This window comes from uncultured Faecalicoccus sp. (assembly GCF_944325745.1).
In the GTDB taxonomy this organism is placed as follows: Bacteria; Bacillota_I; Bacilli_A; order Erysipelotrichales; family Erysipelotrichaceae; genus Faecalicoccus.
Genome location: NZ_CALVBG010000041.1, coordinates 1 through 11,132, shown reverse-complemented (window position 1 = coordinate 11,132; position 11,132 = coordinate 1). Strand labels below are relative to the sequence as shown.

At 41.7% G+C, this 11,132-nt stretch carries 11 protein-coding genes, 1 tRNA gene and 1 other annotated feature; of the genes, 2 read left to right on the top strand and 10 right to left on the bottom strand.

What is annotated here, in order from left to right:
* Positions 1-190: 190 nt before the first annotated feature.
* Complete coding sequence (locus Q0J48_RS05070) at positions 191-619, bottom strand: hypothetical protein (RefSeq protein ID WP_296242236.1); 429 nt, start codon at positions 617-619, stop codon at positions 191-193.
* A gap of 71 nt (positions 620-690) precedes the next feature.
* Between Q0J48_RS05070 and Q0J48_RS05065 the strand changes: the two genes are divergently transcribed.
* Entirely contained in the window at positions 691-1,512 is an 822-nt protein-coding gene (locus Q0J48_RS05065; RefSeq protein WP_296242234.1) for a phosphotransferase, read from the top strand.
* Between the two features lie 33 nt (positions 1,513-1,545).
* Here the strand turns inward: Q0J48_RS05065 and Q0J48_RS05060 are convergent.
* Positions 1,546-1,621 (bottom strand) — tRNA-Glu (locus tag Q0J48_RS05060).
* 80 nt (positions 1,622-1,701) lie between these two features.
* On the bottom strand, positions 1,702-2,223 hold the full coding sequence (locus Q0J48_RS05055) for a DUF3783 domain-containing protein (RefSeq protein WP_296242232.1): 522 nt from the start codon (positions 2,221-2,223) through the stop codon (positions 1,702-1,704).
* Between the two features lie 65 nt (positions 2,224-2,288).
* Here Q0J48_RS05055 and Q0J48_RS05050 point away from each other — a divergent pair, with 65 nt between their 5' ends.
* Positions 2,289-2,990: a hypothetical protein gene (locus Q0J48_RS05050; RefSeq protein ID WP_296242230.1), complete on the top strand. Its 702-nt coding sequence runs from the start codon at positions 2,289-2,291 to the stop codon at positions 2,988-2,990.
* Positions 2,991-3,016: 26 nt separating this feature from the next.
* Here Q0J48_RS05050 and metK read toward each other — a convergent pair whose 3' ends face one another.
* The 7 genes from metK to Q0J48_RS05015 form a co-directional block, all read right to left on the bottom strand.
* Entirely contained in the window at positions 3,017-4,108 is a 1,092-nt protein-coding gene (gene metK, locus Q0J48_RS05045) for a methionine adenosyltransferase (RefSeq protein ID WP_296242226.1), read from the bottom strand.
* A 181-nt stretch (positions 4,109-4,289) separates the two neighbouring features.
* Entirely contained in the window at positions 4,290-4,604 is a 315-nt protein-coding gene (locus tag Q0J48_RS05040) for a hypothetical protein (protein ID WP_296242224.1), read from the bottom strand.
* On the bottom strand, positions 4,601-4,807 hold the full coding sequence (locus tag Q0J48_RS05035; protein WP_296242222.1) for a hypothetical protein: 207 nt from the start codon (positions 4,805-4,807) through the stop codon (positions 4,601-4,603). Before Q0J48_RS05035 ends, Q0J48_RS05040 begins: the two co-directional genes overlap by 4 nt.
* 1 nt (position 4,808) lies before the next feature.
* Entirely contained in the window at positions 4,809-6,755 is a 1,947-nt protein-coding gene (gene metG, locus Q0J48_RS05030) for a methionine--tRNA ligase (RefSeq protein WP_296242221.1), read from the bottom strand.
* A gap of 16 nt (positions 6,756-6,771) precedes the next feature.
* Positions 6,772-6,972 (bottom strand) — a binding site (T-box leader).
* Positions 6,973-7,021: 49 nt separating this feature from the next.
* Entirely contained in the window at positions 7,022-8,542 is a 1,521-nt protein-coding gene (locus Q0J48_RS05025; protein WP_296242219.1) for a PHP domain-containing protein, read from the bottom strand.
* Positions 8,543-8,604: 62 nt separating this feature from the next.
* Positions 8,605-9,873, bottom strand: coding sequence for a hypothetical protein (locus Q0J48_RS05020; protein ID WP_296242217.1), 1,269 nt, complete (start codon positions 9,871-9,873; stop codon positions 8,605-8,607).
* A 111-nt stretch (positions 9,874-9,984) separates the two neighbouring features.
* Positions 9,985-11,132 (bottom strand): glycogen/starch/alpha-glucan phosphorylase (locus tag Q0J48_RS05015; RefSeq protein ID WP_296242216.1); only part of this gene is annotated, 1,148 nt, incomplete at its 5' end.

The following is an 11,132-nucleotide window of genomic DNA, read 5'->3' as shown; positions in this document are numbered from 1 at the left end:
GGACCTGGTTTAGCTCCGCCAGCAGGGAATTGCAACTTACAAACCTTAGCAACTTTTTTGCTCATAAGACAATACCTCCTATAAATTGATCTTATGCAGTGGTCCAACGAGTGGTTGCGCACTCTGCCACGCATGCCACACTATAGTACAAAAAAAGAGAAAAAAGCGCAAGTCCTTTTTCTCTTTTTCTCTAATCCCAATAATCAAAATAATCCGATTCGTAAGAATCGTAAGAATTATAATAATCGTTGTAAGCCGAGTATGTCGTAATATTGATATATAAAGACATGAAGAGCGCAGCGCCGGCAACATAGACTGCCAACATACAGCTGGTGATGCCAACGATCAGGGCCATGATAGAGATCTTCTCAACTTTTTTAAAAGTCATGACCGCCATAACCGCCGAAGCAATTCCAAAAATCAACCCCAATGCCTTAAAGAATCCCCAGACATTTCCCAGGATCAGCATTAAGATCGATATACCTCCAAACACGAAAGCCAGCACGATCTTCATATCAAGCGGTTCTTTAGGACCTAATGGTTTCGGTTTATTTTCTTCCTTCTGCACCTGCGGTTCTTCTTTTTTCGGGATCTTTGGTGGAATTGGTTTTGGTTCCATGGCAGAATTCCTCCTTTATTTTTGTAGATATTTTACCACGTTTCCCTAAAGAATTATAGTATAATGAGCCTATGCATTTTTTATCTTTCTGGATCCAGGCCCATTTTCATACGGACAACTTTCAACTCGTCCCTTTAGAAAAAGGCATCAGCAACCAAAATTACCTTTTAACGATCGACCGCAAACAATACGTCCTACGTGCTCCCAAACCCGGTCACGAACACTTACAGGTCCATTTTGATATGGAAAAACAAGTTCTGGACCACGTTCAAGATCTCGATGTTAAAACTGTCCTTTTTGATGTGCAACAGGGAATCAAAGTCACCGAATACGTTCCCGATTGCCAGGAATTCCATGAAACCAAAGATCCTTATAAATATAGAAAAGTCGCAAAGCTTTTAAAACACCTGCACGAGCAGCCGATCTTGGTTCCTCACCATTTTGAACCCTTCAAAAAAATGATGCATTATAAAAGCCAGATCCTTTCTCCTTTTATTCGATTTGAGCAGGAGAAACAAACTCTCACTCACGTCCGGCAGCTCTATTGCCCGCAAACGCTTTGTCATAACGATGTCGTACAAGGAAACATTCTCTTTACAAATCAGCGTGAATATCTGATTGACTGGGAATACGCCGCTATGAATGATTGGCGCTTTGATATCGCCAGTTTCTTCAGTGAAAACCAGATCACAGATTCAGAAAGCCGACTTCAATTTTATGAAGCTTACGATGCTCAGATCAACGATCAAGATATCCGTTTGTTCGAGGCCTTCGAAGATATTTTATGGGGATATTGGGCCAATCTTCTTTATGAAAAAAGAAAAGAACCCGTCTATAAACAAATCGCCCTTGAAAAAGAAGCTCATTATCATTTCTTCTCGAACGCAAAATAAAAACGCTCCTGTCTCGGAGCGCATTTTTTTAAGTGGTGACGCGTACGGGATTCGAACCCGTGAATGCATGCGTGAAAGGCATGTGAGTTAACCGTTTCTCCAACGCGCCATGTATGTGAAACTTGTCCTCTGACAAGTGCTCACATATATTAGCATGGCTTTTTCTTTCGTGCAAGTCTTTTTTTGAATTTATTTCGTGTTTATCAACTTTTCGTTTTCCAAAAGACTCCAGGCTTGTTCCAGATCTTTTTTTGTGGCGGTTCGATTTTCCAACAAAGCATAGGTCTCTGACATCAAATGCATATAATGCGCATCCTTTTGAAGACGATCTTTATCCGGATGCAGAATCACATCATAGAGTTTTTCCCGCAGCTGAAAAAACTGAAATTCTTCTTCCACTTCTTCCATTAAAGTTCTCAAAGTCCAAGATACATTGTTTTCCGTTCGAACAGCAACCCTTCCTAAACGGATCCCTTTCTGGATCAATTCTTTCGAAAATTGCTGGATCGCTTCTGGTTTCATCGTATCGAGAAACAGAAAATCTTCAAATTCCTGGCTTTGTTTTGGCTTTTCTTCACTTGAAAAAATGGAAGTGATCACCTGATCCAAATGATTATCTCCTACGACTTTATAATCCGGTTCATATTTTTTCAGTGTGGAAAGAATCTCTTCTTTATGAGAAGAATCATCCTTCAAATAGACTAAGATCATGGCTGGGCCCTCCTTTTGACTTCGGTTTTGAAAATATATACAATACTATCACAGGAGGACTTCTTATGAAAAAAATTCTTTCTCTTGCCTGCGCTTTTTTCTTGTTGATAGGTCTGTCAGGCTGCCATTCCAAAAGCGATGACGATATCCTAGCTTTTTTTGAAGCTTTTCATAATACATTAAGTGCCCAATCCGGTCATATCACGGCACAGATCCAAATGGATACAACAGATCAATCCACCATTGATATCGACCTTCAGATGATCCAGGAAAACGATCTCCAAATGGCTTTAAGCGTGGATCTGGAATCCAATGGAAATCGCCAGGAAGATTTTCTTCAATTTTATACACGCAATGGAAAAACCTACCTCAATTCCATGGGGACCACTTCACAAAGTGATCTCTCCAACCTAGGAATCGACGCTTCCGAAAAAATCGCCGTATATGATCCTTTCATGAATTTTTCTGACAGTGAACTTTGCGATCTGATTGAATCTAGTTCAAAAGATGGAAATACTTATTCGTATACAATCGACCCCTCTTTGATCTCTACACTTTTAGACAGTTTAGGAACCGTCGATGTGGAATCTTCCACATTGGATGCGGTAATTGAAAATGAGACGCTCTCATCTTTTACATTAGATGTCTCCGGAAGACAGACATTAGAGGAAACCTCAGAAAACATCCGTTTCAAAATTGATTGCCAGATTGAAGATCTCAATAAATTACAGTCTATTGCCTTCCCAGAAGATCTGGAAAGCTATTAAACAAAAAAGCGCTGGTCAAGCGCTTTTTAAATGGTCAATTTCTTGATTTTTTCCCAAGTGAACTGCGGATCCCCAAAATGCCCATAACAGCTGGTCTTATGGTAGATTGGCTGACGAAGATCCAATTCGTTGATGATGTTGTTGACATCGAAATTAAAATTCTTTTCAATGACCTCCAATAATTTTTCATCATCCATGATGCCGGTTCCAAAGGTATCCACACATAAAGAAATGGGTTCTGCCTTACCGATCGCATAGCTGACTTGAACTTCCGCTCTTCTAGCCAGCTTATTGGCAACAAGACTCTTGGCAACATAGCGACAATAATAGGCTGCACTGCGGTCCACTTTGGTTGGATCTTTACTAGAGAAGCAGCCGCCTCCAATGCGCCCGCGTCCGCCATAGGTATCACAAACGATCTTACGTCCTGTCGTTCCCGAATCGCCAAAGGATCCACCTACGACGAAGCTTCCGCTTGGATTGATGAAATATTTCGTATTCTCATCTAAAAACTTGGCATTGATGCTTGGCTTGATCACTTCGTTCATGATCAATTCACGAATCTCTTCCTGCGTAGCCGAAGCATCGTGCTGCGTGGAAACGACGATCGTATCGATTCTTTTGATTTCATCATTTTCATATTCTACCGAAACCTGTGTCTTTCCATCTGGTTTCAAGATCGGGTTCTGACGGCGAACCTTTGTTAACTGGCGAGCCAGCTTATGCGCATAATAGATAGGCAGCGGCATAAATTCCCGGCTTTCATCACATGCATAGCCAAACATGATCCCTTGATCTCCGGCACAGATCTCATCACGGTTCACCGCATTGTGGATCTCCGGCGACTGTTCATTGACAACAATGTGCACTTTATAATCTTCGGTATAGCCAATGCGACGGATCTCTTCCAAAGCGATCTTTTCATAATCCAAACTTGCCTTTGTATTGGCTTCCCCATAGATCAAGACAAAGTCATCTTTGATCGTACATTCCACAGCCATATTTGAATATGGATCTTGAGCCAATGCCGCATCGACGATACGGTCCGCAATCTGATCGCAGATCTTATCCGGATGCCCCTCCGTAACACTCTCACTGGTAAAAATATAGTTTTTCATAGGTCCTCCATTCTTAAAAAAAACCACACTCCCTAAGAAGTATGGTTGGTTGTCTATACTCCTTATCGCTGTTAGCGGGACCACCTTAGCATCTTCGGATACCAGGTTGGTGTGGGATCAACGAGCTAACTCTCTACCCCATCTCTGGATAATGTAAAGCTATTTAATCATAAACCATTCATCATTTCAAGCTTGATGATGAATTTTTCCGTTTTTTAAATTCCTGGATAAATTTAGCCACTTCGCTGGTCGAAACAAGCCACGCCAGCCAAAAGATGACGGCCGTCGACAAAAACCATGAAGGAAGAGTTCCTTTTATCCCGAAGAAAACTGCCACGATCCCAATTCCGATCAAGACCGCAACTTTATTGACGATTGACCGATAAAGGTTCAAACAAAAAGATTCCACTTCTTCTAAAGCAAATAAATGTCCATAACCTTTCTCTGTCAAAGCATCCTGGATCCCGCGGGCAAACTCCTGATAGTTTTTCTTCATTCCGGTTTCCCTTTCGAATCATCCTGATCGATGTGATCGACCATTTTCTTCAATACGAAAAAGCGAAACAAACCAAAGATCAAAACAAGGATCCCAATAGGAATGAACGGCGGATGATCCGCTAAGATCCCGCCTGCCAAAATGACCAGCCCCAAGATCATCAGCTGCAGCTGACGAAACAGGACCTTTTGACGATCGTTCATATTAGCTGACTTTGGATCCCTTTGGCATTTCGGCCAAAGGCGAAAGGATCGAAAGTTCATCTTTTTGACTGGCACACAAGATCATGCCGTTGCTTTCAACACCGCGAATCTTAGCCGGTGCTAAATTGGTCACAACTACGACTTGTTTGCCAATCAGATCTTCCGGTTTATACGTGCCGGCGATTCCGCTGACCACCTGCCGCACCTCATCTCCCAGATCGATCTGTTCAACCAAAAGGCGATCGGCTTTAGGATGTTTTTGGCATTCAACGATCGTACCAACCTTCAACTCTACTTTCGAGAAATCTTCGATTGTGATCGGTGCTTTGTTCGGTTCCGGTTTCTTTTCCGGTTTTTTTGTTTCTTTTGCCAATTCTTCCATGAATTTCTTTTCATCGATTCGTGCGAAAAGGACTTCCGGTTTCTTTTCTACATGAATATGGCATTCCAACTGTCCAAATGATTGGATCGAATCAAAATCTCGTTTTTCAGTGTGCAAAATATCTAAGATCTTTTCTCCTGTTTCCGGCAAGAAGTTCTGGAGCAAAACGGCCGAGATACGGATTGATTCCATCAAGTTATATAAAACCGTAGCTAATCGATCTTTCTTCTCTTCTTCTTTCGCCAATGCCCAAGGCATCGTTTGGTCGATATATTTGTTTGTTCTTCGCAATAGGGCAAAGATCTCGTCTAACGCATCCCCTACACGGAATTCATCCATTTTGGCTTCGACTTTTGTCAGAGTACTTTGCGCTAATTCGATCAATTCCTGATCGACATCCTCAACAACCCCTGAATTTAAGATCTCTCCGTCAAAATATTTGTTGGCCATGGCAACCGTTCGAGAAACCAAGTTTCCCAAAATATTCGCAAGATCCGAATTGATGCGCTCAACGACAAGTTCCCATGTGATCGTTCCATCTTGGGCAAAAGGCATTTCGTGTAAACAATAATAACGAACCGCATCTACGCCAAAATGACGAACCAGATCCTCGGCGTAGATGACATTGCCTTTTGATTTTGACATCTTGCCATCCCCGATCAGCAGCCAAGGATGTCCAAATACCTTCTTGGGAAGAGGTTCCCCTAAAGCCATTAAAATGATCGGCCAGTAAATGGTATGGAAACGTAAAATATCTTTTCCGATAATATGTGTGGCCGGCCAGTATTTTTTGTACATTTCCTGGCTGTCGCCATAAGCATCATATCCTAAAGAAGTGATATAGTTGGATAAGGCATCGATCCAAACATACACGATATGTCCGGGATCAAAGTCCACCGGCACTCCCCAAGTAAAAGACGTACGAGATACACAAAGGTCTTGTAACCCAGGACGTAAGAAGTTGTTGAGCATCTCGTTTTTTCGAGATTCCGGCTGAATAAAATCCGGGTGATCTTCAATATACTGAATCAAACGATCCGCATATTTTTGTAAATTCAAGAAGTAAGCTTCTTCTTTCGCTTTTTGAACAGGACGCCCACAATCCGGACATTTTCCATCCACTAACTGCGATTCTGTCCAGAAAGATTCACACGGTGTACAATACCAGCCCTCATATTCGCCTTTGTAGATATCTCCCTGTTCATACAACTTTTTGAAGATTCGCTGCACACGTTTCATATGGTCTTCATCAGTTGTACGGATAAAGTAATCATAACTGGTATTCATCAGATCCCAATTTGAACGAATCTTTTTTGAGATCTCATCAACAAATTCTTGTGGAGAAACACCGGCCTCTTTGGCTTTTTCTTCAATCTTGATCCCATGTTCATCGGTTCCTGTCTGAAAAAAGACATCATACCCTTGGGCACGCTTAAATCGAGCGATCGCATCGCTTAAGATGATCTCATATGTATTTCCAATATGCGGTCTCCCTGAGGTATACGCGATAGCTGTCGTTAAATAATAAGGTCCTTTATTTTCCATGATTTCCTTCCTCTCCTTCAAATAAAAAAAGCTTTCATCCAAGGACGAAAGCTTCGTGGTACCACCTTAGTTCATGCATCTCTGCACCTTGATCCGTTAACGCCGGCAACGTTTCTTTCTAACGATTCGAAAGAACAGCTCCAAGTCCATGTTCCTGTTTCTTAGACGAAGGGTTTTCACCAGCCACCCGTTCTCTGGTCGTTCCAATCAACAGTACTCTTCTTTTCTTCGCTTTTTGATTACTGGTCGTATTATACGATAGAAATTCACTTTAAACAAGCTATTTCCTAAGCAGCCTTGGTCAAAATCCGCACCAGAGGCAAGGCTTTTTTCGGACAATTTGTCACACCCATATGACGATTAGGCTTCGTAGAGCCATGATAATCACTGCCGCAAGAAATAAACGCTTTGTGTTTTTGCGCAATCTTGATTGCCGCTGCCATCGTCTCTTCGTGAATCTCTGGGCTGAAACATTCAATGCCGTCTACTCCCAGATTCATGATCTCTTCGATTAGATCATCACTGATCTTGTCCAGATGCCAGCTTGCCAAGATCGCAATTCCTCCCGCATCATGGATCGCATCCACAATATTTTGGGCATCCGGATAGATTGCCGGCACATAACATGGACTGCCTGGTCCAAATACATCTCTGCGGAAGCGCAGCATCGCTTCTTTAGGTTCATATTTTTCTACATACGGTTTCACCACGGAGAACTCCCGTGCTTTCGCATTATTGAAGACCATATTTGTAATATCTGTTGGTGTGATGGTTTGGAAACGAGAGCCTTCCATGATCGAATCCACATCGATTCTTAATCCCGAATAGGCTTCAAATTTTTTCACTCGTTCAATGGACAGATCTTTTTCGCGCCGTAAAGATTCTCTTTCCATGTCATCAAAGATATCCTTTGTCCAATCGATATAATATCCTAAAATTCGAATTCGCGTTGATTTATACTGTGCATCGATCTCCACGCCCGGAATATATTGAATATCGTATAGTGGCGCAAAGCGAACAGCTGCCGCATTTGCTCTGGCACAGTTATGATCGGTGATGGATATCGTCTCCATTCCTAACTGTTTTGCCTCTTTAAAGATCTCTTCGACATCATTATTCGAGTCATCGCTATAGTTGGAACGAATATGCAGGTCGATGGGAGTAATTTCCCGCACCATTTCTTGGAGCGGTTCTTTTTCGAAGCGGATCTCTTGCGGCGGTTCATGAACTAGAAGCGTTTGGAACAAAATATCGACCAAAGTCTGCTGACAAGGTGTGACCAAAACAACGAGTCCGTTCACTACCCACCATGCCAAGATTCCCAATATCTCAAAAAAGAATCCAAAGACCATTAAAGGAAGCCCAAACCCAAGCATTTGCCGAAAGATCAATTTCAAACCTGAAGCTTCTTTTTTATTTCTTTGCACAAGTTTTAGATCTGTAAAAATACACCCTAAAGACTGCCCTTTACTGCGTGCCGTAAAAATAGGCAGCAGCAGAACACTGACAATGAATAAGAGAGCATACATGATATAAAATAACAAATCGAAAAAGTTGGGTGGAATCAGTCCACACAGGATCAATAAGAATTCAATGACCCAAATATATACGGGAAGCAGGCATATATTGACATCCATTAAAAATGCAAATAAATGGCTCTGCATATCGTCGAGATTTCGCTTCAAATATTTGGCTTGTTGATATCCGCCATTGCGGTATAACTGCGATTTCTTTTGGAAATATGCTAAAGTCAAATCTTTAAAACTATATTCTTTGATCACCATTCTAGGATCACAGCCTTTCTGCATACTATTATACAAAAATTACGCAAACAAGAAAAGCCAACAAAAAAGATCGTCACGTAGACGATCTAAGCTTTTTTCTCTTTCATTTTCTTCCACAAGCCCGCAAAGCCTACACAAGAAAGTGTCATCAAAGCACCGTATAAACCGAAACTGCTCGATGTTGCGGTATTGACGCTTCTTCGGATTGGAGATGTTTTGCCAGAACTGGAACCATTATCGATTCTCTGTGCTTGCGAAACTAATGTGATATATTTGGAAGATCCATTCGTTTCCAAATAAGAATTCAACTGTGCTACTTGGTCAGTTGACAGTTTGGAGTAGGCAGACATTCCAGACAAGATCTGTTGATAATTGTAATTCGATACCGATGTATATAAATTGGAATTGGCATCCATCAGATAAGTCTTTACAAAAGTCTGTACTTCCGAATCTGTAGAACTTAATGTTCGATCCGCAGCAGCCGCTTCCACCGGTTGAGCCGGTGTTTCTATTTTTTCCTGAACAGGTTGAACCGCTGGTACTGCAATGGGAGCCATCTCTACTTTTTCTTCAACTGAAACTGGCTCTTGTACAAGAGCTGCCGTCTTCAACAAGACCGGTTCAGCGATCTTCTCAGTTTTCAAAGATTGTTTAAGTGGCGTTGCTACAGCTTCTTGCTGGTCTTCGATTTCCGTTTCTGTAGTCTGTGTTGACTCTTCTTTCGGCTCTTCTTCAGACTCTTCCTTCAAATCCTCTTCTGGTTTTTCCTGCGAATCTTCTTTGATTTCTTCTGTTTCTTCGATTTCTACCTTTGATTCCTCGCCTGCACCACTTTCGGTGTTTTGATCTGGTGTTTCTGGCGTTTGTGTTGAATTCTCTGGAGTTTCCGGTGTTTGTGTTGAATCCCCTGGAGTTGCTGTGTCTTGCTGTGGTTTCTGGAGATTATCCAGTACAATTTGCGCTTCCGCCACCAATTGAGGATAGGTCTTATTCAATGTAACTTGTGGATTCAGATTGATCACAGTCTTCATCAAAGCATGATTAATTTCGGTTTGAAGTTCTTTACTTAAACTTTCATAGACCTTTTGCCCGCTAAGAACAATTTGATAATTCTTTCCATCGATCTGTGTAAAGCGAATGTATTCCGTTTTCGTTACATTCCCTTGAGCATCTTTGGTCTCTTTTTTATAGGAGCAGTACTGATTCAGAAAATCTTCAGCCGTTTGGATCGTGATCGTTTCCTTCACGGCTTGTACTGTCCCCGTTCCTGTTTGGGCATAGACACTCACCGCCGGAGCTGCCATAGTTGATAATGCCATTAACGAGGCCATTGTATATGCAAGATGTTTCTTCATGATCCACCACTCCTTTTTCCGCTTTTATAATTGTACCTTAAAACTTTGCGATTTTCTAGTCCTTCTCTAGAAACACAAAAGGCAAGCGGAAAAATGCTTGCCTTTTCTTCATTATTTTTCAAATGGAATCGGTTGAAGATTCCAGATTTCTTTGGCATATTCCTTGATGGTACGATCGCTCGAGAAATAGCCGCTTTGTGCGATATTGATCAACATAGTACGCGCCCAGTTCGACTTCTGTTGATAACGAGTTTCAATTTCGCGTTGTGCATAAACATACGCATCAAAATCAGCCAATACATAGAATTCATCGTTTCGTAACAATAAATCATTATAGATCAGCTGGAATTCATCCGGATTGTTGGACCATGTGCAGTTCTTCAAAGAATCAATCACACGGCGAATACGGTAATTGTTGTGGTAGATATCCCAGGCATTGTAAGAATTTTCTTTACGCACTTCTTCGATATCTTCTACACGCAATCCGAAGATTTCTGCATTTTCATAACCTACACGTTCCACGATCTCGACATTGGCACCATCCAATGTTCCCAACGTTAAAGCTCCATTCATCATATATTTCATATTTCCGGTACCGCTGGCTTCTTTCCCAGCTGTGGAAATCTGTTCACTGACATCGGCAGCATTCAACAAGATCTCGGCAACCGAAACAGAATAGTTCGGAATAAAGACAACTTTTAAATAATGGTTGGTCTCTGGATCGTTGTTGACACGATTGGCAACCATATTGATCAACTTGATGATCTCTTTAGCCAACATGTAGCTTGGTGCCGCCTTGGCTGAGAAGAAGAATGTCCGCGGATAAATACGGAAGCTTGGTTCTTCTTTCATCTTTAGATACAGATGCATTACATGGAAAATATTCAAAAGCTGACGCTTATAGGCATGTAAACGTTTTGCCTGACAATCGAAGATCGAATTTACATTGATATCGATGTCTAATGTTTTCTTGACATAATCCGCTAAGATCTGTTTCCGTTCCATCTTCACGTTCATAAAACGTTCCTGAAGAATCGGATCATCGATATGTTCCATCAGTTTTTCCAAATCTTCCGGATGTCTTTTGAAGGAATCGCCGATTGTCTCCTCCAACAGTTTTGTCAGCTGCGGATTGGAGTACAGCAACCACCGCCGATGCGTGATCCCGTTGGTTTTGTTGTTGAAACGATCTGGATATAAGCTCACAAAATCTTTCATGACATCGTGGATCAAGATCTCTGTATGCAGTTTTGCCACTC